This window comes from Vibrio sp. Vb1755, assembly GCF_033338635.1.
In the GTDB taxonomy this organism is placed as follows: domain Bacteria; phylum Pseudomonadota; class Gammaproteobacteria; order Enterobacterales; family Vibrionaceae; genus Vibrio; species Vibrio alginolyticus.
Genome location: NZ_JAWOTA010000006.1, coordinates 16,461 through 40,103, shown reverse-complemented (window position 1 = coordinate 40,103; position 23,643 = coordinate 16,461). Strand labels below are relative to the sequence as shown.

General features: G+C 44.8%; 23 protein-coding genes. 14 read left to right on the top strand and 9 right to left on the bottom strand.

Annotated elements, in window-relative coordinates; all coding sequences use genetic code 11:
- Positions 1-16 precede the first annotated feature (16 nt).
- From accA to R7E00_RS07855, 5 genes are all read left to right on the top strand, one after another.
- Entirely contained in the window at positions 17-976 is a 960-nt protein-coding gene (gene accA, locus R7E00_RS07875) for an acetyl-CoA carboxylase carboxyl transferase subunit alpha (protein WP_005380365.1), read from the top strand.
- A 106-nt stretch (positions 977-1,082) separates the two neighbouring features.
- A complete protein-coding gene (tilS, locus tag R7E00_RS07870; protein ID WP_005380367.1) occupies positions 1,083-2,393 on the top strand; it encodes a tRNA lysidine(34) synthetase TilS in 1,311 nt (436 codons plus the stop codon).
- A 70-nt stretch (positions 2,394-2,463) separates the two neighbouring features.
- On the top strand, positions 2,464-2,778 hold the full coding sequence (locus R7E00_RS07865) for a c-type cytochrome (protein WP_017636043.1): 315 nt from the start codon (positions 2,464-2,466) through the stop codon (positions 2,776-2,778).
- Between the two features lie 186 nt (positions 2,779-2,964).
- Positions 2,965-3,303, top strand: coding sequence for a nitrogen regulatory protein P-II (glnB, locus tag R7E00_RS07860; protein WP_005380372.1), 339 nt, complete (start codon positions 2,965-2,967; stop codon positions 3,301-3,303).
- A 140-nt stretch (positions 3,304-3,443) separates the two neighbouring features.
- The gene (locus R7E00_RS07855) at positions 3,444-4,289 is read left to right on the top strand and encodes an endonuclease/exonuclease/phosphatase family protein (protein ID WP_025768251.1); all 846 of its coding nucleotides are present in this window, start codon (positions 3,444-3,446) and stop codon (positions 4,287-4,289) included.
- Between the two features lies 1 nt (position 4,290).
- On the opposite strand, the gene R7E00_RS07850 is transcribed toward R7E00_RS07855, so the two are convergent.
- From R7E00_RS07850 to gloB, 3 genes are all read right to left on the bottom strand, one after another.
- A complete protein-coding gene (locus tag R7E00_RS07850) occupies positions 4,291-4,977 on the bottom strand; it encodes a YIP1 family protein (RefSeq protein WP_005380375.1) in 687 nt (228 codons plus the stop codon).
- On the bottom strand, positions 4,974-6,557 hold the full coding sequence (locus R7E00_RS07845) for a LysM peptidoglycan-binding domain-containing protein (protein ID WP_017820746.1): 1,584 nt from the start codon (positions 6,555-6,557) through the stop codon (positions 4,974-4,976). The genes R7E00_RS07850 and R7E00_RS07845 overlap by 4 nt, the downstream gene beginning before the upstream one ends.
- 258 nt (positions 6,558-6,815) lie before the next feature.
- Positions 6,816-7,574 (bottom strand): hydroxyacylglutathione hydrolase, encoded by a 759-nt coding sequence (gene gloB / locus R7E00_RS07840; RefSeq protein WP_017636045.1) that lies wholly within the window; start codon positions 7,572-7,574, stop codon positions 6,816-6,818.
- 37 nt (positions 7,575-7,611) lie between these two features.
- On the opposite strand from gloB, the gene R7E00_RS07835 reads away from it, so the two are divergent.
- Positions 7,612-8,358 (top strand): class I SAM-dependent methyltransferase, encoded by a 747-nt coding sequence (locus R7E00_RS07835; RefSeq protein WP_017636046.1) that lies wholly within the window; start codon positions 7,612-7,614, stop codon positions 8,356-8,358.
- Here R7E00_RS07835 and rnhA read toward each other — a convergent pair.
- Positions 8,355-8,819, bottom strand: a complete 465-nt coding sequence (gene rnhA / locus R7E00_RS07830) for a ribonuclease HI (RefSeq protein WP_005380384.1) — start codon at positions 8,817-8,819, stop codon at positions 8,355-8,357. The genes R7E00_RS07835 and rnhA overlap by 4 nt on opposite strands.
- 59 nt (positions 8,820-8,878) lie before the next feature.
- Between rnhA and dnaQ the strand changes: the two genes are divergently transcribed.
- The 5 genes from dnaQ to R7E00_RS07805 all read left to right on the top strand — a co-directional run bounded on the left by dnaQ (position 8,879) and on the right by R7E00_RS07805 (position 12,691).
- Complete coding sequence (gene dnaQ / locus R7E00_RS07825) at positions 8,879-9,601, top strand: DNA polymerase III subunit epsilon (protein WP_017636047.1); 723 nt, start codon at positions 8,879-8,881, stop codon at positions 9,599-9,601.
- 8 nt (positions 9,602-9,609) lie between these two features.
- On the top strand, positions 9,610-10,860 hold the full coding sequence (locus R7E00_RS07820) for a TIGR03503 family protein (RefSeq protein ID WP_318124421.1): 1,251 nt from the start codon (positions 9,610-9,612) through the stop codon (positions 10,858-10,860).
- Positions 10,861-11,081: 221 nt separating this feature from the next.
- Positions 11,082-11,612 (top strand): hypothetical protein, encoded by a 531-nt coding sequence (locus R7E00_RS07815; RefSeq protein WP_025768254.1) that lies wholly within the window; start codon positions 11,082-11,084, stop codon positions 11,610-11,612.
- 191 nt (positions 11,613-11,803) lie between these two features.
- Entirely contained in the window at positions 11,804-12,196 is a 393-nt protein-coding gene (locus R7E00_RS07810) for a DUF1353 domain-containing protein (protein ID WP_215810019.1), read from the top strand.
- 84 nt (positions 12,197-12,280) lie between these two features.
- Complete coding sequence (locus R7E00_RS07805; protein WP_005391824.1) at positions 12,281-12,691, top strand: GNAT family N-acetyltransferase; 411 nt, start codon at positions 12,281-12,283, stop codon at positions 12,689-12,691.
- 73 nt (positions 12,692-12,764) lie between these two features.
- On the opposite strand, the gene R7E00_RS07800 is transcribed toward R7E00_RS07805, so the two are convergent.
- A complete protein-coding gene (locus tag R7E00_RS07800; RefSeq protein ID WP_262606231.1) occupies positions 12,765-14,540 on the bottom strand; it encodes a SulP family inorganic anion transporter in 1,776 nt (591 codons plus the stop codon).
- Between the two features lie 202 nt (positions 14,541-14,742).
- A complete protein-coding gene (fadE, locus tag R7E00_RS07795) occupies positions 14,743-17,187 on the bottom strand; it encodes an acyl-CoA dehydrogenase FadE (protein ID WP_005380391.1) in 2,445 nt (814 codons plus the stop codon).
- 376 nt (positions 17,188-17,563) lie between these two features.
- Here fadE and lpcA point away from each other — a divergent pair, with 376 nt between their 5' ends.
- Positions 17,564-18,139, top strand: a complete 576-nt coding sequence (gene lpcA, locus R7E00_RS07790) for a D-sedoheptulose 7-phosphate isomerase (protein ID WP_005380392.1) — start codon at positions 17,564-17,566, stop codon at positions 18,137-18,139.
- A gap of 50 nt (positions 18,140-18,189) precedes the next feature.
- Entirely contained in the window at positions 18,190-19,035 is an 846-nt protein-coding gene (locus R7E00_RS07785) for a class II glutamine amidotransferase (RefSeq protein ID WP_005380394.1), read from the top strand.
- Positions 19,036-19,424: 389 nt separating this feature from the next.
- On the opposite strand, the gene purN is transcribed toward R7E00_RS07785, so the two are convergent.
- A complete protein-coding gene (purN, locus tag R7E00_RS07780; protein ID WP_025768256.1) occupies positions 19,425-20,081 on the bottom strand; it encodes a phosphoribosylglycinamide formyltransferase in 657 nt (218 codons plus the stop codon).
- A 151-nt stretch (positions 20,082-20,232) separates the two neighbouring features.
- Positions 20,233-21,273: a phosphoribosylformylglycinamidine cyclo-ligase gene (purM, locus tag R7E00_RS07775; RefSeq protein ID WP_005389861.1), complete on the bottom strand. Its 1,041-nt coding sequence runs from the start codon at positions 21,271-21,273 to the stop codon at positions 20,233-20,235.
- Positions 21,274-21,452: 179 nt separating this feature from the next.
- Here purM and upp point away from each other — a divergent pair, with 179 nt between their 5' ends.
- A complete protein-coding gene (gene upp, locus R7E00_RS07770; RefSeq protein ID WP_005380401.1) occupies positions 21,453-22,079 on the top strand; it encodes a uracil phosphoribosyltransferase in 627 nt (208 codons plus the stop codon).
- Positions 22,080-22,195: 116 nt separating this feature from the next.
- Here upp and R7E00_RS07765 read toward each other — a convergent pair whose 3' ends face one another.
- Positions 22,196-23,449, bottom strand: coding sequence for a uracil-xanthine permease family protein (locus R7E00_RS07765; RefSeq protein ID WP_005389855.1), 1,254 nt, complete (start codon positions 23,447-23,449; stop codon positions 22,196-22,198).
- Between the last annotated feature and the right edge of the window lie 194 nt (positions 23,450-23,643).

The following is a 23,643-nucleotide window of genomic DNA, read 5'->3' as shown; positions in this document are numbered from 1 at the left end:
AAACAAGGATTCATAGATGAGCCTAAACTTTCTTGAATTTGAAAAGCCAATTGCAGAACTAGAAGCGAAAATTGAAGCATTACGTGATGTCTCTCGTCACGGTGGTGATTCTGCGATTGACCTGGATAAAGAAATCGAACAGCTTGAGAAGAAAAGCTTAGAGCTGAAGAAAAAAACCTTCAGTGACCTAGGTGCATGGGAAACAGCTCAACTGGCTCGTCACCCACTACGTCCTTACACGCTGGATTACATCCAACACGCTTTTGAGGAGTTTGATGAATTAGCGGGTGACCGCGCGTTTGCAGACGACAAAGCGATTGTGGGTGGCATGGCTCGCCTTGAAGGCCGCCCTGTGATGATCATTGGTCACCAAAAAGGTCGTGAGACCAAAGAAAAGGTGAAACGTAACTTTGGTATGCCGAAACCAGAAGGCTACCGTAAGGCTCTACGCTTGATGGAAATGGCAGAGCGTTTCAACATGCCGATCATCACATTTATTGACACGGCTGGCGCATACCCAGGTGTGGGCGCAGAAGAACGTGGTCAATCTGAAGCTATCGCGAAAAACCTAAAAGTGATGTCTGGTCTTAAAGTACCAGTAATCTGTAACGTTGTCGGTGAAGGCGGTTCTGGTGGTGCATTAGCAATCGGTGTAGGCGACTACGTGAACATGCTTCAGTACTCTACGTACTCAGTAATTTCTCCTGAGGGTTGTGCTTCAATCTTATGGCGTGATTCAGACAAAGCGCCACAAGCGGCAGAGGCAATGGGCCTAACTGCTCCGCGTCTTAAAGAGCTTGAACTGATCGACGAAATCATCGAAGAGCCACTAGGCGGCGCTCATCGCGATCATGTTCAAATGGCAGCGAATATGAAAGCGACACTACTTCGTCAGCTCGAAGATCTAGAACAACTGGATGAAGAGACGCTACGCGAACGTCGTTACCAGCGCCTAATGAGCTACGGTTACTGTTAATTTCGGTGATTGCTGTTAAGCGTTAGCTGATATCTCAATTGATAACAGTTAAAATAGAAAGGGTTGGATGAGAGTCCAGCCCTTTTTTGCACCTATCGGATCGTTTATGGAATCGCTTTACCTGCATTTTGCTCAAGTTCTCGGCCGCTACTATCAATCAGGCACTAAGGTTGTCTTGGCGTTTAGCGGAGGGGTGGATTCACGTCTTTTACTCGAATTACTCAGTCGCTACCAACAAGCGCACTCTGTAGAGTGTCACGCTGTGTATGTGCACCATGGTTTAAGCTCGAATGCCGATAATTGGGCCGATAAATGCTTACTTTGGGCACAACAAGTGGGGATATCGTGCTCGATCGAGCGAGTGAGCTTAGACATCAACAATGGTGAAAGTATTGAACTTCTTGCTCGTGAAGCTCGCTACCAAGCCTTAACTAAGTACATTCAAGAAGGCGATATACTGTTGACTGGTCAACATGCCGACGATCAAATAGAGACTTTTCTCCTTGCTCTTAAGCGCGGTAGCGGGCCAAAAGGGTTATCTTCGATGGCGGAGAGTATGCCGTTTTCTTGCGGATCTCTAGTTCGACCATTGCTTACTATCAAGCGGAAGACCATCGAAGACGCCGCTACTAAATTAGGCTTGGAGTGGGTGGAAGACGAAAGCAATCAAGATACCCGTTATGATCGTAACTTTCTTCGTCATTGTGTTGTTCCTGAATTGTCTGGTCGTTGGCCGAGTATCCATCAAGCGGTTCAGCGCAGTGCAAGCTTATGTGCTCAACAAGAAGCGCTATTGGATGAACTATTGAGCGCGGTGTTTGAACGCGCTTTACAAACGGATCTAAGTTTGAGTATTGAAGAACTGGCTAAGCACAGTGAATTAGCACGTGCGCGCTTGATTCGTATGTGGCTAGCTAAGCTTAATACTAGTATGCCGACTCAGGTACAACTCAATCTTATCTGGAATGAAGTGGCATTAGCTCAGCAAGATGCCAACCCCAAACTACAACTTAAACAAGGTGAAGTGCGCCGTTTTCGAAATCGTCTCTATTGGGTAACGGAAACGGCTGATGTCACTAAGTGGCAAAGTACGATTCAAGTTGATGCGACTTTGTCGCTGCCTGAGGGACTCGGGGAGCTGACCTTAACGACGAGTTCTAGTAACGCAACGATTGCGCTACCGAGTCAGCCAGAATTGCTTCGCGTGACCTTCAATCCGGAAGGTTTATCAGCGCATCCAACCACGCGTAATCACAGTCGAAAACTGAAGAAGTTATTCCAAGAATACAATGTGCCAAGCTGGCTGCGTCGTCAAATTCCGATTTTAATGTACCAAGACCGAGTCGTTGCTGTGGCAGATCTGTTCGTTGATCAGGCGTTTAATGGTCAAGATTGTGAACTTATTTGGCGCAGGTAATGAAAATTCATGCCACAATGTCGATTATAATATATAAAAATCCTTAAATAATAATTGATTAGGTGAAGCAATGAAGAAAACAATCATGGGCGCAATGGTGGCGCTAACCATGTTCAGTGGGCAAGCTCTAGCTGCGGGAGATGCTGCAGCAGGTCAAGCAAAGTCGGGAGTATGCGCGGCGTGTCATGGCGCTGATGGTATTGCTGTCATTCCGGGTTACCCAAATCTGAAAGGGCAAAATGAGCAATATATTATCAGTTCAATTAAAGCTTATAAAAATAAAGAGCGAACAGGTGGGCTTGCTGCTGTGATGCAAGCTCAAGCTTCATTGTTGTCTGATGAAGATATCGCTAACCTAGCGGCTTACTACGCAAGTTTGAAGTAAACGCGAGTCTGAAAAAGCTTGGACGATTGGGCATTGAGCAGTCCTCATTGGGTTTTATCAACTCACGATATTCGCTATGTTAATTTGCTCAGCCTGGATTTTCGCTGGTGGATCAGAGACAAACATTGAATGTTGCGAAACGCTAAACGATAATAAGCGCAATCGATTGAAGCTTAAGGGATGAACATGAAAAAAATTGAAGCGATTATCAAGCCATTTAAACTGGATGATGTTCGAGAAGCGCTAGCTGAAGTTGGCATTACAGGGATGACCGTCTCTGAAGTGAAAGGCTTTGGTCGCCAAAAAGGTCACACCGAGCTTTACCGTGGTGCAGAGTACATGGTGGACTTTCTACCTAAAGTGAAGCTCGAAATCGTTGTAACGGAAGATGTGGCTGATAAATGCGTAGAGACAATCATTGAAACCGCGCAAACTGGTAAGATTGGTGATGGTAAAATATTCGTCACTGATATTGAGCGTGTGGTTCGTATTCGTACTGGTGAAGAAGACGAAGACGCGATCTAAGGTTTCTTGTCACTTGTTTCGTATTTATTATGCTAAAAGGGAGCCAAGTGGCTCCTTTTTTGTTGTTTGCTTATTAGTGAAATCATTTAACCCGAGATTGGTTGTTCTAGATTTCGGGTGCCTACATTCAGGTTTGTCGTATGTTTAAGCGTTTTTTTCTGGCGTTAGCTTTTCTCGTAATGGCGGTATTGGTTGGCTTCCAGGTTATTTTCACCGTACCAGATCAGCCGCAAATTATTACTCAAACAGGTACCGAGCTGACACAAGATATCAGGTGCATCGAATTTAGCGATTCAAAAGCTCTCGATCATGACGGCAAAATCAATGTGCTTGTCTGGAATATCTACAAACAGAACCGGGCTAATTGGCAACGTGCACTCGATGAGTTTTCTGCTGATAAGCAGTTACTGTTATTGCAAGAAGCCAGCATGACACCATCATTTAAACAGTGGTTGGTGGATGGTCGCTGGGTTAGTAATCAAGTGAGTGCTTTTAAGGCGCTGGGTAGCGGTGCCGGTGTAATTAGTATTGCTCAAGGGCAACCAGAAAAAGCCTGCGCTTACACCTCTAAAGAGCCGTGGCTTCGCTTACCTAAGTCTGCATTATATAGCCAGTATCACTTGAGTAATGGCGAGAAACTCGCAGTGGTGAATGTACATGCGATTAACTTCACCGTGGGTACAAAAGAGTATGTATCTCAGTTAACGGCGCTTGAAATGCTTTTAAAGCATCATGTGGGGCCAATTCTATTTGCTGGAGACTTCAATAGCTGGAGTGAATCTCGCGTTAATGCGATGAGGCAGGCCTTAAAGGCTGCGGACTTACAAGAGGTGACGTTCTTGCCGGATCATCGAGTCCAATTTATAACAGGGTTACCACTGGACCATGTGTTTTACCGAGGTCTGACGCTTAAGTACGCAAAAGCGCCGCAGAGCGACGCTTCCGATCATAACCCATTGTTATTGTCATTTACGTTAAATAACTAGCTTAGGTTACCACAATATAAAGTGCCCAAATAACGTAGAAGAATACCCATGGCAGGCTTGCTATCACCAAAGCTTGGCCACGTTCAAACTCCGTCCACGTCAGTACAACGCCGTAGCCGAGCACAATGTACCAAGGCAGAAGCAAAGGTAACGAGCTAGCGAAATGAGACCATTCGTTAGTAAGAGGCAGCTTTAATAGACCATTGAGGCTATTTAAATCGGCAGCGTAAGTCATTACCTGACCATGCTTGAGTAGCAAGCTCGCGTAGCTTGCTACATCGCCCAATACTGCTGGGAATAAGATAGCACACGATGCGGCAAACCATTTCCAGTAACCGTATTGTTGTTTGCTTGCCTTTGTTGCAAGAAAGAACCAAAGCGCGAGCAATAGTAAGGTGGCAAAGCGGTTGAATACATCATTGATGATCGCGCTTGCCATTAGCGTGTTTGGTTCTAATAGCTCAATCTGCTTCGGGTCGATTTGCTGAAATTGCGCAGCAAGTTGGTCACTGAGCCACGTGAAATCGACATTCGAAAAGTAAGCACCCCAGAATAAAAACGGACTAAGCATCAGGAAGATGAACGGTTGCCATCCCCATCCACCGCGTTGATAAAGCGCAAGAAAACAAGATGTTGGAGAACGAAAAATGTCCAACAGCATCACAAGTGGATTGCTTGATGGGTTCATACACTTACCTTCGTTACGTCAACGTACAACTTAAGCTTTTGACCTGGTTGTAAGTATTTTTTCTTGTGTAGCGAGTTCCATTTCACGATGTCGTTCGTTTTTACTTTGAACTTGCTTGCAATGCCGCTAATGGTGTCGCCAGAGCGAACGTTGTAGAAAACGGTACGGATCACAGAACCTTTGTCTGAGTCTTTCCAAATCACTAGCTTTTGACCCACACGCAATGGATCTTTAGGGCCCATACCATTCCATTTAGCTAACGATTTATACGACACTTTATTGTTACGTGCGATTGACCACAAACTTTCTCCAGACTGAACGACATGGGTGAGCTTGAGTTGACCACGAGCACGAGATTGAGTCTTGTTTAATCGGTTTTGTGCCGTTAATGCATATTTTGCATCGTCTTTTGTTGATGTCGGAATCAATAGGTATTGACCAATACGAATGTTGTTATTCGATAGGCCGTTGGCACGTCGAATGACTTTCGTGGTTGTGCCGTATTTATTAGCTAGCACGCTTAAAGAGTCACCAGATTTCACCTTGTAGCGAGCGACCTTCATCCCTTTACCGCGATTTTTCTCCACCTTGGTGAGAAAAGTCTCTTTTTTCTCTACGGGAATCAAAAGTTGGTGCGGCCCCTCAGGCGCTGTCGACCACTGGTTGTATGCTGGGTTGTAACTCTGCAACTCTTTTACGCTAATGCCGGCATAATCTGCGGCAATAGCCAGATCTAACTGCTCTTCTGGATCAACAAGCGTTAGAACAGGCTTGTTTGGAATTGCAGGAATATTAAGTCCGTACTTGTCTTGGTTTGCGATAACGTCAGCCAAGGCCAATAGCTTAGGAACGTAACTGCTGGTCTCTTTTGGTAAGTCTAATGAGAAGAAATCGATAGGTTTACCGAGCTTTTTATTCTTACGAATTGCGCTAGAAACTCGGCCTCCACCGCTGTTATAAGCGGCGATTGCATGTTCCCAGTTACCATCAAAACGCTCGTTTAGTTGTACTAGGTAGTCCAGCGCTGCATCCGTTGCTGCTGCCACATCTCTGCGACCGTCATACCAGTAGTTTTGCTCTAATCCCATCATTTTTCCGGTGCCTGGGACAAATTGCCACAACCCAGCCGCGCTACCATGTGAGTAGGCAAAGGCATCGAATGAACTTTCCACTACAGGAAGTAATGCAAGCTCCATTGGGAGTCCGCGCTCTTCGATACGTTTTGTGATCATGTATAGAAAAGGAGTCGCACGCTTAGATACCGTGTAAAGGTGATTTGGGTGCTTTAAATACCACGTACGGTAGTAGTCCACTTTCTTGTGGTTTGGGATATCCATGTCCAGCTGCATGGCGATACGTTGCCACACATCTTCTTGTTCTTGGGGGGAGAGAACTTTAGGCGCGTCGTTAGCGGATTTTTTTGCTAGTGACGATTTATTGCCCGGTTGAGCTTTTACTGCATTTTGCTTTGCAGTCTGCTCAGATTTATTGGTTTCTGGTGTAGAAGACGTTGAATCTGACTGAGTCAATTGACAGCCAGATAATAACAACGCCAACGCCCAAGTATACTTCAAACGCATGGATTCAGCCTATTTAGGGCCTGTTTATCTTCACCTGCCTGTCGCGCAACGTAATGTGCGTGGCAGTCGCAAGATAATAGACATCTTTTAAACACTAACTAATTTATAGAGGCAAAGAGCTTCTATCTAATTATGCAATGGGGAGAAATTCAAATAGATTTATATCAACCCCAAACGTAAGAGAAGCGCCAGTGGCGCTTCTCGAAAAATCAGTCCCTGATAATACTGGGGTCTTGCAAACTTACAAGCAGAAAATGGTTAAAATTCGTTCTTCCACTCGCGTAAAGCAGTAAAAACCGAGCATGGATCGCTATTTTTAATGCGACTAGCAACAGATTGAACCACGTCAGGGTTAGAGGTTCGCAAGAACGGATTAATCCACTTTTCTTTGCGTATTGTTGTTGGAAGTGTCGGAATGTTGAGTGCTCGCAGTCGGTTTACATCGTCGCGATATTGGCGAAGTTGCTCATTGTCAGGTTCAACCGCTAGAGCAAACGCCACGTTACTCGCGGTGTATTCATGCGCGCAGAAGACTTGAGTTTCTTCTGGTAGAGACGTTAGTTTGCTCAGTGATTCAAACATTTGCTCAGGCGTACCTTCAAAAATACGACCGCAGCCAGCAGAAAAGAGCACATCACCGCAAAACAGTTTTCCGTCCCCAACGTAACCGATATGGCCCAAAGTATGGCCGGGTAACCCAAGTACTAAGAAAATCTCACCAAACAACTCCAGCTTGTCGCCTTCTTCCATTGGTGTCGTTAGGGTTGGAATTGGCTCTGATTTTGGGCCCACAACGGCGACGTCAGGAAATGCACGCACTAAGTCTGGAACGCCACCAATGTGATCGTTGTGGTGGTGCGTAATTAAAATCGCTTCTAAAGTTAATTCGTTAGCCTGCAGAAATTCTAATACTGGCTTCGCATCGCCCGGATCAACGACTGCGCAGCGCTTATCGCTATTTTGTATCAGCCAGATGTAATTATCATTAAATGCGGGTATGCTTTTGATCTCTAACACGATTCGTTCTCCGTCACCCATTTTAGTCAGGTGGTTAATGAAACCAGCACTCAGCAACAAAACTATACCACACCCGTCGACTTGGTCAGCAATGAACAACGGTCCGTGGGTGCTTGAGTCAATCCAGACCCGACTTGATGAATGGTGCCCGAAACTCTTCGGCTACCATATGCTCAAACTGGGCGGGTTGAGCTGTGAGCTAACCAGCTGTAATTGTAACATTCAACACCAAGTCAACGTAGATATCCAGAACCCGTTGCATAATGTGATTGCAGATGGTTACGAATTACCCTTTTTGGAAAAAAGCTTTGATGTTGTGATACTCGCTCATCAGCTCGACTATGCAAGCGATCCACACCGTTTGTTGCGTGAAGTCGATAGAGTGATGATGGATGATGGCTATGTAATTATTACTGGATTCAACCCATTAAGCTTGACTGGATTAGCGAGTTTGCTTCCATGGCGTAAACATAATTTGCCTTGGAGTGGACGAATGTTTACGTCGAACCGCATCAAAGATTGGTTAGGGTTACTTAATTATCAAGTGATTCATTGTGATCGTTATGCGCTGTTTCCGATGAAACGTTACCGTACGATGTGGACATGGTTGGAAAATAGTCTTGGTGATTGGGCATCACCCGCTGGGAGTTTGTATTACATAGTCGCGCGGAAACGGACATACCCTCTCAAGCCTATCAAACCGCATTGGCGCTTGAAGAAAAAGCTCACACCACTTGGGGTGATGAATCGAGAGGGTAACACTATGAGGAAAGAATCTCGCTAAGAGGGTTGGTAACCTGTATCTTCCTCAGTTGGGTTTTCTGCAGCAGTCCGGGCTAGCTCATCACACATTTCGTTCTCACGATGGCCCGCGTGGCCTTTTACCCAATGCCATTCAACTTGATGGCGTGCGGTTTCTTTGTCTAGAGCTTGCCATAAATCGGCATTCTTCACGGGTTTTTTATCCGCTGTTTTCCAACCACGCTTCTTCCAGTTATGGATCCACTGAGTAATACCTTGGCGCACATATTGGCTGTCAGTCGTTAAAGTGACTTTACAAGGTTGTTTTAACGTCTGTAGCGCGACGACAGCCGCCAACATTTCCATGCGGTTGTTGGTAGTTAACGTATAGCCTTTGGAAAGTGTCTTTTCTACGTCTTTGTAACGCAATACTATGCCGTAACCACCTGGTCCTGGGTTACCTAAACAAGAACCGTCAGTGAAAATCTCAACGTGTTTGGTCATATTTTTTGGTACTATTAGCCGAAACATTTAATAAAGCATAGTCTGACATACATAACCTTATGAATACCAGCAGCAATTCTGAATATAACCGCATTGTCGTTCTCGATACCGAAACCACAGGTATGAACCGCGAGGGTGGTCCTCACTACATGGGACACCGCATTATTGAAATCGGTGCCGTGGAGATCATCAACCGTAAGCTGACTGGTCGTCACTTCCACGTTTATTTAAAACCCGATCGTGAAATCCAACCAGAAGCGGTTGAAGTTCACGGTATTACGGATGAATTCTTGGTTGATAAACCGGAATACGCGAGCGTGCACCAAGAGTTTCTTGAGTTTATTAAAGGCGCAGAACTTGTTGCCCACAACGCGCCCTTCGATACCGGCTTTATGGATTACGAGTTTGGCATGCTCGATCCTAACATCGGCAAAACGGACGACTACTGCAAGGTGACCGATACCCTTGCTATGGCGAAGAAAATCTTCCCTGGTAAGCGAAACAACCTTGATATCTTATGTGAACGTTACGGTATTGATAACTCGCACCGTACACTCCACGGAGCTTTGCTCGATGCGGAGATTCTAGCCGACGTTTACCTCTTTATGACGGGTGGTCAAACGAGTCTAGAATTTAACGCGAATAAACAAGAGGGTGGGGTAGAAACCATTCGTCGTATTGAAGGAAGAAAAGCGCTAAAGGTTTTGCGCGCAAGTGCCGATGAACTAGAAGCTCACCAAAAAAGATTAGAGTTGGTGAACAACTGTATTTGGCATCAATAGGAGAAGCTATGTTGAGGGCTTTGTTGGTCGCGTTTTTAGCGATATGGAGTAGTCTCTCGAGTGCTGCGAGTGAATCTACAATGTCTTTGTTAGACAATCGCTTTCGAGTTGATCCAACCATCGAGCAGATCACGTTTTTGGTTTATCGTGAGCAAAGTTCTCAGCCAGTTGTTTTAGTCCGTCCTGACGGTAAAAAATACTATGCTTGGGGCTCTTACGACAATGTACGTTGGTATCAAGAAGCCTCACTCGATATTATTTCCGTTGATAACCCTATGCCAGGTCCATGGCAGGCTGTGGGGAAAGTTACGCCTAAAAATAACATCCGCTTAATTTCTCACCTAAAGCTCAGTACGGATCTGTTCCCAGACCGATTATATAATGGGGAAGCGCTTAAGTTTACAGCTCGCCTGACCTCCGACGGCAAACCTCTTGTACTGCGCGACTTCCTTGATCGCGTGAATCTGCGCGTGACATTTACCAAGTTTGTCGAAAATGAAGATGAGCTGATCAAAGAAGCACGTCCAGTGCCGATGGTTGTGGGTGAGTTTTCTGATGACGGCCGAGGCTTGGATGAAAAAGCAGGGGATGGAGTGTTCACGGTTCAGCTCCCAATAGACGTTGAGCCTGGTAAGTACCGTGCGCGCATCACGTCTGGCAATGGCGTATTCTTACGAGCGCAAGAGCAAGTCATCTTGGTTTATCCGAACCCAATCTCTCGTACTTTTATTCAGGCTCGTAATCCCGATAAGCCACACCAATTAGTGGTGAGTGGCGAGCAAGGTATGATTGCACCAGGCTCTATTGCAGTCACAGTGAAAAAGGACGCTCCCGATGGTTTCATTAGTTACAGCCAAGGACAGGTCTCTAAAGATGGAATGAGAGTTACGTTGAACCTCAATAACGATGCTGAGCTTGGTAAGTACGCATGGCGCGGCGAGATCTTTGCCACTGATTTTGCAACTCAGCGCTCGTTGGTGTTTCCTATCCCAGAGCAAACCTTCAGTGTTGTTGATGAAGTTGATCTAGAAGCTGCTCGAATTGCAAAAGAAGCTGAATTAGCCGAACAGCGCCGTATTGAAATGGAAAAGCAAATTATCGCTGAGCGAGAGGCTGAGCGTAAGCGCAGCATGATTATTATCGCGGTGGGTAATTTGATAATGCTGCTGATTGTGATCATTGCATGGATAGTCTGGCTCAAAATTAAAGCGAAGCGCGATGCCATGCCAGAGATGCAATTAGAAGTACCAAAGAAATAGTAGTAACACATAAAGCGAGAAACGGAGCCAATCGGCTCCGTTTTTTTATCAAGTTACCAAGTTGGAAGAAGAAAAATGGATAAATTATGAATATTTAAGTTTACTGTATTCAAATATATGTTTGGGATTTTATATAAATAATATATCATTTTTACTTTCTAAATTGGTTGCATTTTTAATGTGACTAACTTTCAAAACAATCAATTAAAGATAAAGAAATAATGAATAAAATTTTAGCTTTTTTTTGTGCAGTGATAATTGTAGGTTGTTCTTCTATTGATAATGGTGTTAATAATCCAGATTCGGGAAGTAATAATTTAAAATCACTTGATACCTTCACTTTCGATCCCTTAAGTAAAATCCAAAAAGTAGAAATACCAACTTATTATGATGGCTTGTTTGATACAGCAAGACCCTATTTAGATGAAAAGTACCCTTACACCTATGTCAGTAAACCTCAAGCATACATAATTGATGACGAGATTATTTCTTTTGCTCCTTGGTTTCCTGTCGAAGGAAGGTTTACGGTTTTTCCAACCGCTCACTATATAGTTATAACTCAAGAAACCGAGAGTGGCTTAGTCTCCGCACGATTTAATCATGAACAAGTAATTAAGCTGTTAAGTGAAGAGTATAAAATTACTGAGCATACAAGTCCGTTTTTTCATTATGTTCTAGAGGTTTCTCCAAGTGAACAAGTCAATTTTGTAGAAGATATCCATAAAAAATTGAGTAGACTTCCTTCAGAATAAGGATTGTTGGTTGAATTTTGGTCAATAAAGTCAGGGGTTCTGGCTTTATTGATTGCATGGAGTTCTATTTATATTGATTTGGGCTTTGTAATAGGTAGTACGCCATAATAACAAGAGCCGATCTTTTAGGGTTTCTGGATAAATATTCAGCTGTGCGTGATAAATAAGAATAAGTAAACGCGAGGTCTCTGATGAAATACAAAAAGCGTCAGAAGTACAAATACACTCTCCATTCTGAAGAAAAGATTGAGACTCACATTTCAGTGAGTCAGGCGTATGACAGCCCTTTTCTTAGTTTGTCCAAACAAGGCGTGTTAACGATTAAAAAGGGCTATGCATGGGATGGAGCGAGTGGGCCAGCGTTAGACACAAAAAACATTATGAAAGCTTCTTTAGTGCATGATGCTCTTTACCAACTCATGAGGGAAGAGGTGTTGCCTCAAAGTGCTCGAAAGCATGCGGATACGTTGTTGAGAGAAACATGTTTAGAAAAAGGAACGTCTAGCTTCAGAGCAACTTATATCTATTATGGCGTCAGAGTTGTCGGCGGGTTCTTTTCTAGACCCGATACTTTGTGTGCTTAATGGGAACATCTTTCCAACGTATAACTGTTTATTTATACAGTTTAGTTATGTAAGCTCCAAGGTGATACAAAGGAGTAGTACATAATGACAATAAGATATGAAGAGCATGTGCCAAGCCCGAAAGAATACTGTGATATGCGTATAAAAGCCGGGCTATCACCTAAATCGTTGAAAGCTGCTGAAATTGGCCTACCCAATTCGTTATATGGCGTATCTGTTCGGGATGAAGGAAAGCTCATTGCAATGGGTCGGGTTGTTGGTGACGGGGCGTGTAACTTCGAAATTGTCGACGTTGCCGTTGATTCTGATTATCAAGGCAACGGTTTAGGTAGAAAAGTCATGGAATACATCGACGGTTATCTTTCATCTGTTGCACTTGAAGGCTCTTACGTTTCTATGATTGCTGATGAACCGGTCTTTTACGAAAAGCTTGGTTATAGGCTGGTGGCTCCTAAAAGCCAAGGGATGACAAAAAAGTTTAAGCCAAAGGCGTAACACGTATTCAGCTGTGAAGATAAGCACTAGAAAACAGGAGTTTAATTTCCTGTTTTCTATATTAAATTTGTATTTAAGCCACTTCTGGAATTGGTTTGGGTGGCTGCTCTAAATCAGGCTCTTTTTGAACAGTAGGAATTTGTCCCTCACCCACAGCACTGATGTAACAGCCACTAAGTTTAATGGCAAGGTACATATCAGCTCGCAGTAAGATGCCTCCTTCACTGGTGCTGATACCAGTAAGCTCACACCATTGACGAAGACGTCGTTTCCTTCCTGCGAGGATTAAGCGTACGCCTCTCTTTTTCAAAGTATTGTGAATATCTGCCAGTGTTGCCATCACACTAAGATCCAAGTGAGTAAAGCTCGACACGGCGTCGATGACAACGCAACTTGCGTCTTTGTGATGCTCTGCCTGCTCTAACACTCTACGTTTAAAGTAAGGAGCATTGAAGTAAGTTAGCGGTGAGTTAAAGCGGTAAATCACCATTCCAGGAATAGGCGAAGCTTTTCCTGAGTCGTCGATGGTCCGAATGGTGCCTTTTTCATCCAAGCCAAGTAGCTGATCACTCGGCCGCATGACAATACGTAAAAATTGAAACAGCCCTAGCAATACCGCCAAAGTGATCCCCGGTATTACACCCACGATCAACACAGAAATAAAAGTAATGATGGCCAGATAAAATGCATCTTTGTCACGAGATTTTAATTTCCAAATTGCTTTAAGATCGAGCAGCGATAGGGACGCAATGATCAATACAACACCAAGTGAAGCGATAGGGATGAACTGTAAAGGCTCATAAATAAATACCGCAATAATGGCAATGGTGATTGCAGCGACAATCGAAACTAATTGAGATTTACCACCATTTGCATCATTAACGGCTGTGCGTGAGTCAGCGCCGCTTATCGCGAAACCTTGTGAAAACGCTGAGGCAATGTTGGCAAAACCCAACGCCTGAAACTCTTTATTTGCATCAATATCATAACCGTTTTTAGCCGCGAAACTGCGGGCGGTGAGCATCATGCTAACAAAACTGACAATCGCAAGGTTGAGCGCCGGGACTACTAGTTCACGAACTTCACCTAGCTCAAATTCCGGTGTTTGAAACTGAGGGAAGCCACCTTGAGTGAGTCCGACAACCGATACGCCCATCTCTTGTAAATGGAAAAACCAAACTGACGCAGTAGTTACGAGGATCGCCAGCATGGCAGCAGGCCAAGTTGGTCGGTAGCGTTTGGTGAGCAAATAAACGACAACTGTCACGATACTCAGAGTTACAGTAGGCCAATGAAGATCGGTTAATCGTTGTGGAGCTTCCCATAAACGTTCCAGTAAATAACGTTGCTCGTATTTCAAACCGACTACTTTCGCAAACTGACCAACGATAATTGTGAGAGCAACACCGTTGAGTAGACCCAAAAGAATCGGACGAGAAAGGAAATCTGCAAATACCCCTAGCTTGAAACGACTTGCCAGTACACACCAAATCCCCATCATCGCTGTCATGGTCATAACCAACTGCCAATGTTTTGTGGGGTCACCTGCGGCAAGTGGTGTCACAACAGCAGCAATCACTGCACAGGTTGCTGCATCGGGTCCGACAATGAGTTGTCGAGATGTGCCCATCATGGCGTAAACCAACATTGGCAGTACACACGAATACAGACCGACAATTGCGGATACACCAGTTAATTGTGCGTAAGCTATGGCAACTGGCAGTGCAACCGCGACAACAGAAAAGGCGGCTCTAAAGTCGTTAACAAACCATTCTTTTTGATAATGCTTAAGCTGAACAAGCCCTGGGAACCACTGTGCGAGTAATATTTTAGCCAACGGATTTACCATATATGTGAGTGAGTTACTTAAAGTATACACCGCTTAGTTGGAACGTCTGTGAGTTAGTTATCACTGGAAATCGGGGGAAAGATTGGAGTGCGAGGATTTTATTGCGCAGGGGGGCTTTGTAGTGTGAGGTGTTATGAATCCGATTCTGGAAGCAATAAAAAACGGGAGCTGATACTCCCGTTTGTGGTCTCAGATTCTAGAGTTACGCGACACTATCCATCTGAGGGTATAGCGGCTTTGCGGCAAGCAGTTCCGGCTCGAAGTCGTCAACATTGATTGTATCTAGACGATGCTGTTCCGCTTCTCTGAGTAGATCGGCTTCTTCTTGCGTGATAAAGCCTTGCTCTAGCCCTTCCTGAGCAATCATATCCAAACGTAAGAATGGGCGACGCTTACCTTGCGCTTTACATACTTTGTCAAACACAGGTTCAGCTTGAAGAATGACTGACAGCGCAAGCTCAATCTTACCTGCTGCGTTGTGCTCGGTTGGTTCAAGGTATTGACCGCGACCAATGCGTGAGCGCGTTGCACTTGGCGTTTGTAGAATGCGCGCCACTTTACTGTCTAGTTTATCGCTTGGCGCTTTGCGTACACGACCGAATGGCATGATTAACACGCGCAGTGCACTACCAATCACTTTGTTCGGGAAGTTTGCTAAGAATTCGTCTACCGCCACTTCCGCTTGTTTCAAACTGTCTTGTAAACCCCAGTGTACTAATGGTAAATCTTCGACTGGGCGGCCATCTTGCTCAAAACGTTTCAACGTCGCAGAGCTTAAATATAGCTGGCTTAGAATGTCACCAAGACGCGCTGATAGACGCTCTTTACGCTTCAAAGAGCCACCTAGCACTGCCATTGAGATATCCGATAGCAGAGCAAGGTTTGCACTGTAACGGTTCAATTGTTGGTAGTAACGCTTGGTTGCATCTTTGGTTGGTGATGAAGAGCCCAGACCGTCGCTCAAACCAAACCAGATACTGCGCACTAGGTTACTCATTGTAAAGCTCACGTGACCAGCAAGCGCTTTATCAAACTTCTCGACAGCATTACTTGCTTCAGAATACGCCGCGTTCATTTCTTCAAGAACGTACGGATGGCAACGGATTGCGCCTTGGCCAAAGATGATCATTGAGCGTGTTAGAATGTTAGCACCCTCAACCGTTACTGCGATTGGCGCACCTTGGTAACCACGAGCTAGGAAGTTAGAAGGTCCCATACAGATACCTTTACCGCCTACGATGTCCATTGCATCGATGATGCTTTGCTGGCCGCGGTGCGTACAGTGATACTTCACGATAGCTGAGATTACTGAAGGCTTTTCACCTAAGTCGATACCCGCAACGGTTAAGTTGCTTGCTGCATCCATCACGTAAGCATTACCACCCAAGCGTGCTAATGGTTCTTCAACCCCTTCCATATGGCCGATAGGCTGTTTGAACTGACGACGAATACGTGAGTAAGCACCGGTTGCCATTGCCGCAGTTTTGATGCCACCTGTTGAGTTTGAAGGTAGCGTGATACCACGTCCAACCGACAGACACTCAACCAGCATACGCCAACCTTGGCCCGCCATTTTTTCGCCACCGATAATGAAATCGATAGGAACAAAGATGTCTTTACCGCGCGTTGGGCCATTTTGGAATGGTACATTGAGTGGGAAGTGTCGGTTACCAATCTCAACACCTTTGACATCAGTTGGGATAAGCGCACAAGTGATGCCAAGATCTTCTTTGTCGCCTAGCAAACCTTCAGGATCGCGAAGTTTAAATGCTAAGCCTAGTACCGTTGCGACTGGCGCTAGGGTGATGTAGCGCTTGTTCCAAGTCAGGCGCATACCCAGTACTTCTTTTCCTTCCCATTCGCCTTTACAGACCACACCGTAATCTGGAATAGATCCAGCGTCAGAACCCGCTTCTGGACTTGTTAGGGCGAAACAAGGGATTTCCTTACCTTCAGCTAGACGCGGTAAGTAATGATTTTTTTGATCTTCAGTACCGTAGTGTTGCAGTAGCTCACCTGGGCCCAAAGAGTTAGGAACACCAACGGTAGACGATAGAACGCCAGAAACACCCGTTAATTTTTGTAGCACCAAAGATTGCGCGTATGCTGAGAATTCCAGACCACCGTACTTTTTCTTAATGATCATGGCGAAGAACTTATGATCTTTCAGGTATTGCCAAACTTCTGGCGGTAAGTCCGCGAGTTCATGGGTCACTTGGAAATCACTCACCATGGCGCACACTTCATTCACAGGGCCGTCTAAAAAGGCTTGTTCTTCCGCACTTAACTTAGGTGCTTGAATTGCGTGTAGCTTTTGCCACTCTGGTTTGCCTTTAAATAGTTCGGCTTCCCACCAGACGGTACCTGCGTCTAACGCTTCTTTTTCGGTTTGAGACATAGCTGGCAGCACTTTCTTGAAAAGCACTAACGCTTTGCGGCTAATTAAAGACTGACGTACGCCAGGAACCGCGAGCACAGCTGCGGCGAGAACGTAAATAGCCCAACCAATAACGCCGACAGTACCAGCTACTGTAAGAGCCAGCATGGCTGCGGTGAGTAAGCTAATAGATTTCACGAGAGACATGCGGTGGTAGAGCGTAATGCCTAGCACGATCGCCATCGTGATGATTGAGAGCAAGATGTCCATATGTATTTTCCTTTTCAGACTTTATAAGTTTTGTACGTCTGTATGTTAGGTAAGAGGTCTAACCAGTTGGTTTAAGTGTAATCAAAATATTAAGGAAATGTAAAACATAAGATTGGATAAAAAGTGATCTAAGTAGAGTTAAAATTCTAAAGTTGAGATTTGAGTGATGGTTTCATGAGCAAGTTGACAAGTTTATTACCATCACTAATCTAAATCTGTTGGTTCACTATCGACACTAATTCTCGTTTGTGGGTAAACTCAGAGTAATCAAACCCGAGTTCAGGTTTATGAAATGTCCGATACCAAATTGGTATCAGAACAATTTGCTCAGTGAGTCAAGAGCTGACTGAAGCCGAAATAATAAAGAGAACGTCTTATGTACCATGATCTGATTAGAAGTGAATTAAACGAAGCTGCTGAAGTGCTCAACAAATTTTTAAGCGATGACCATAACATTGCGCAAATCGAAGCAGCGGCGAAAATGATTGCTGACTCATTCAAGCAAGATGGTAAAGTATTGTCATGTGGTAACGGTGGTTCTCACTGTGATTCAATGCACTTTGCCGAAGAGCTAACAGGCCGTTACCGAGAAAATCGTCCTGGCTATGCTGGTATTGCTATTTCAGATCCAAGCCACCTTTCTTGTGTGAGTAATGACTTTGGTTATGACTTCGTGTTTTCACGTTATGTAGAAGCGGTTGGTCGAAAAGGTGACGTACTGTTTGGTCTGTCGACTTCAGGTAACTCAGGTAACATCCTGAAAGCGATTGAAGCAGCACAAGCGAAAGGCATGAAGACGATTGCGCTAACAGGTAAAGATGGCGGCAAAATGGCAGGCCTTGCAGATATTGAAATCCGCGTGCCACACTTTGGTTATGCAGACCGCATTCAGGAAATTCATATTAAGATTATTCATATCATCATTCAGTTGATCGAAAAAGAGATGGAATAATCGTTTACGGCCACCGTTTCGAGCTGTGTTGTTAGGGAGTTTTTTAAACCATGTGTGAATTGCTCGGTATGAGCGCTAATGTTCCAACGGATATTTGTTTCAGTTTTACTGGGCTCATGCAGCGTGGAGGTCGAACCGGCCCACACCGTGACGGATGGGGGATCACCTTCTACGAAGGGAAGGGCTTTAGAACCTTCAAAGATCCCAAGCCAAGTTGTGAGTCTAAAATAGCAGAGTTGGTACAAAATTATCCCATCAAAAGTCGTGCGGTCGTTAGTCATATCCGACAGGCGAATCGTGGTGGTGTTAATTTAGAAAATACTCATCCCTTTACACGTGAGCTGTGGGGTAGGTATTGGACGTTTGCGCATAACGGTCAGCTCTCTGGCTATCAAGACTTGCATACAGGTCGACATCGACCTGTCGGTGAAACAGATAGTGAACTGGCATTTTGCTGGTTATTGAAGCAAATGGAAGATCGATATCCTGAGCCACCAAAGGATATGGAGTCGGTATTCTTATATGTTGCTAAATGTTGTGATGAGCTAAGAGAGAAGGGTGTATTTAACATGCTTCTGAGTGATGGTGAGTATGTAATGACGTATTGCACCAATCATTTGTATTGGATCACAAGACGCGCACCGTTTGGAAAAGCTGCTTTGCTTGATGAAGATGTGGAAATTAACTTCCAAGAAGAAACCACGCCACATGACATCGTTTCTGTGATCGCAACTCAACCTTTGACGGGCAACGAAGCTTGGCAGCGTATGAAACCTGGCGAATACGGCTTGTTTCACCTAGGTGAACTAGTCAAAAATAATGCCTCTGAACTGGTAAATGTGCCGTTTGCGGCGGCTAAGCCGGGCAATCAAGCGCCAACCGAACCGTTAGAGTGATGGTCTCTTACTCTGAATATAAAAATAAAGCTCGCTTAATCGCGAGCTTTATTTTTATGCGTTTTAAACCGAGGGCGGATACGGATGAGCATTCTTACTTTCTAGAGTGCTGGTAGTAGAGTCCTAGTCTCGCTAAGGCTTGCTGTAAAGACGTAACTGATAGAAATTTCTCATAAAACACCTCGTCAGTCTGAACGGTGAAGAACGAACCAGATTCAGAATCTACTTTCCGAGTGTTATGTTACTCAAGTGGTTATGGGATTTTTTAGAATGTTGGGTTTTAGGTTTCTAGTCTCACCATGGTTTTCTTGAATCAAGTTTATAAGTATTAAAACAACCAAGAGCAGCCCTCAGGCTGCTCTTTTGTGCCTGGAGTTTATTATTCAGGGCTACTCATCTGAGGCGTACCCATGTACGCCAAGCTCTGCGCCATCTAAATAGGCTTTACCATCCTTCATGATCAACCGCTCGTCTACCAGCCACTTAGCCACCATAGGGTAGATTCGGTGCTCCTGCGCCTGAACACGTGCCGCAAGTACACTAGCATCATCGTCTTCGAACACAGGAACTTTTGCTTGCAGTATGACAGGGCCACCATCAAGCTCTTCCGTTACAAAGTGCACACTCGTACCATGTTCTTTATCGCCAGCATCAATTGCTCTCTGGTGTGTGTGTAGCCCAGGATATTTTGGTAGAAGAGAAGGGTGGATATTGATCATCTTACCCATGTAATGAGAAACAAATGCGCTGCTCAGAATGCGCATGTAACCAGCAAGAATAATCACGTCTGGTTGGTATTCATCTATTTGACTCATTAGCTCTGCATCAAAGCTTTCACGCGAGCTGAATGCTTTAGGGTCGACAAAGTGACCGTCTACATCAAACTTTTTTGCACGTTCTAAACCAAAAGCATCTGCTTTGTTAGAGAACACGGCTGCCACTCGTGCGTTTGGCATGCTGTCTTCGCAAGCTTCCAAGATAGCTTGCAGGTTACTTCCGTTACCCGAGATGAGGACCACAAAGTTTTTTAGGGTATGGTTTTTCATGATGTCGAGAGCGCCTTGGTATTGTAGGTTGGAGTTATGTAGCTTCTAAACTACCTACTAATAGAATGGTTTTTAGTGTTCTAGATAGCAAAATGAGGACCTAGTCATCTAGTGTCCTCATTCTTCTTATCTTTTGAGCTCGATTTGCAAATTATTGGATTTCAACTTGCTCTTCGTTCGCGTCTGCTTGTGCGATTTGACCAATCACCCACGCGTTTTCGCCTTCTTCTTTAAGAAGAGCAACTGCTGCGTCTGCCTGGTCTTTCGGTAGTGCGACGATTAGACCTACACCACAGTTGAATGTGCGGTACATTTCGTGTGTGTCGACGTTGCCTTTCTCTTGTAGCCACTTGAAGATAACTGGCCATTCCCAACTGTTACCATCGATAACTGCTTTCGTGCCTTCAGGCAGTACGCGTGGGATGTTTTCCCAGAAACCACCACCAGTGATATGAGAAATCGCATGGATGTCGTGTTTCTCAATCATCTTAAGTGCTGACTTGATGTAAATTTTTGTTGGTTCTAGTAGGTGCTCACCAATAGTGCGGCCTGCTAGCTCTTCGCTCTTATCTGCACCAGATACTTCTAGGATCTTACGGATAAGGGAGTAACCGTTTGAGTGTGGGCCGCTTGAGCCAACAGCGATAAGTGCATCACCAGCAGCGACTTTCGTGCCGTCAATCACGTCTTCTTTTTCTACTACGCCAACACAGAAACCAGCTACGTCGTAGTCTTCGCCTTCATACATGCCCGGCATCTCCGCAGTTTCGCCACCAATTAGGGCACAACCTGCTTGAACACACCCTTCAGCGATACCTGAAACAACATCCGCTGCGGTATCAACGTCTAGTTTGCCTGTTGCATAGTAATCTAGGAAAAACAGTGGCTCTGCGCCTTGCACGATAAGATCATTTACACACATTGCCACTAGGTCGATGCCGATCGTGTCGTGCTTGTTCATATCCAGTGCTAGGCGAAGTTTTGTGCCAACGCCATCAGTACCAGAAACCAGTACAGGTTGTTTGTATTTAGTTGGCAATTCGCATAGCGCGCCAAAACCACCGATACCACCCATAACTTCAGGGCGACGAGTACGTTTTACCGCACCCTTAATACGATCCACAAGCGCGTTGCCTGCATCAATATCTACACCAGCGTCTTTATAGCTAAGAGAAGAGTTGTTACCACTCACAGGGAAGTCCTCGGTATTAAGTTGGATATGAAAACGGCGCTATTCTAACAGTGCTTAAACATAGATAGCAAACGTTTGCGTCTGTTTTTTTCTTTAGTGATTTATCCTGATATCCCTGTGAAAATCATGTATAATCTGAAGGTTTGTTTAAATATTGCCAACTATAGCCGGAGATGGACATGAAAGTTGTTGAAGTAAAGCACCCTCTAGTAAAACATAAAATTGGTCTAATGAGAGAAGGTGACATCAGCACAAAACGTTTTCGTGAGTTAGCGACTGAGGTCGGTAGCCTACTTACTTACGAAGCAACGTCAGACTTTGAAACAGAAAAAGTGACCATTGATGGTTGGAACGGTCCGGTAGAAGTAGACCAGATTAAAGGTAAAAAAGTAACCGTAGTGCCAATCCTACGTGCAGGTCTAGGCATGATGGATGGAGTTCTTGAGCACATGCCAAGCGCACGTATCAGTGTTGTGGGTATTTACCGTGATGAAGAAACGCTTGAGCCAGTTCCTTACTTCAACAAGCTTGCTTCAAACATCGAGGAGCGTATTGCGCTTGTTGTTGACCCAATGCTTGCAACAGGTGGTTCTATGATTGCTACTATCGATCTCCTAAAAGAGAAAGGTTGTAACCAAATCAAAGTGCTGGTACTTGTTGCTGCACCAGAAGGTATTGAAGCGCTAGAAAAAGCACACCCAGATGTTGAGCTATACACTGCGGCAATCGATGAGAAGCTTAATGACAAAGGCTACATCGTTCCGGGTCTAGGCGATGCAGGTGATAAGATCTTCGGTACTAAGTAATTCTTTGATGTATTACTATGACTGAACAGAAAAAGGCTTGGTGAAAACCAAGCCTTTTTTGTATCTACAAGAGGAGAAGAGTAAGACACGCCAACTAATAAAGCGGCGCAAACGAACTATTTCGCGCTTTCTTCTTCCATTTGTGCGTTATCCACAACGTGGTTTTCACCTAAATCGTTTGGTAGCACAAGGTTAAGAATAATTGCCACGATACCGCATAGGCTCACACCTTGTAGACTGAACTCACCAATACCGAAAGCCATACCACCAATGCCAAACACAAGTGTTACGGCAACAATCACTAGGTTACGAGACTTATGTAAATCAACGTTATTCTTGATCAGTGTGTTGAGGCCTACCGTTGCGATGGAGCCGAACAGCAGAATCATGATGCCGCCCATAACAGGAACTGGAATCGTTTGAAGAACCGCACCTAGCTTACCTACCAATGCAAGTACGATTGCGGTGATTGCTGCCCAAGTCATGATCACAGGGTTAAATGCTTTGGTTAGCATTACCGCTCCTGTTACTTCACTGTAAGTGGTGTTTGGTGGAGCACCCACCATCGAAGCTGCGATAGTTGCCACCCCGTCACCTGCGATTGTGCGGTGAAGGCCTGGTTTTTTCAGGTAGTTTTTACCTGTAACGTTTGAGATTGCAAGCATGTCACCTACGTGCTCAACCGCAGGTGCGATAGCGACAGGAATCATGAACAAAATTGCGTTGATATTGAACTCTGGCGCGGTGAAGTTTGGCATGGCTAGCCAAGCCGCTTGCTCTACGGGAGTGAAATCAACCACCCCGTAGAATAGAGAAACAGAGTAACCAGCAAGAATACCACCAACAATAGGAACGAGCTTCAAAAAGCCTTTTGCAAAAACGCTGAGTACAATGGTTGTGAGCAGTGAGACCGCCGAGATAATGATCGCAGCATCACCATTAACTAGCTGTGCAGCTCCATCACCAGTTTTACCTACCGCCATGTTCACTGCTGTTGGGGCAAGGCCAAGGCCGATAACCATGATCACAGGGCCAACGACAACGGGCGGGAGAATTTTATGGATAAATCCAACACCGCGCACTTTGATCATAGCCCCTAGAGCCACATAAACTAAGCCCGCTGCCATCAAGCCGCCCATCGTTGCACCGATACCCCAAGTTTGGATACCGAACATAATAGGAGCAATAAACGCAAAAGAAGAGGCAAGGAAGATGGGAACAGAACGTTTAGTCATTAACTGGAAGAGGAGAGTACCGACACCGGCACCAAAGAGGGCTACGTTTGGATCAAGGCCAGTTAGGAGCGGCACAAGCACCAAAGCACCAAAAGCGACAAAGAGCATTTGAGCGCCTTGTAACGCGTTTTTCATAATAATTCCCTATTTTCAAGATACGCAGACAAATCCGGCGAATACTATCATCCTGCAATCGTTTGCAATGTTGCATAGATCAAACTTTCGATTGAATTTTTCCCATAAATAGCACTTTTGAGAGTTGCTTGCTTGCAAATTGTCCTCTTTTACGTGTCTTGCGTGAAGATGAAAAATGGACAGCCTAACTTGTT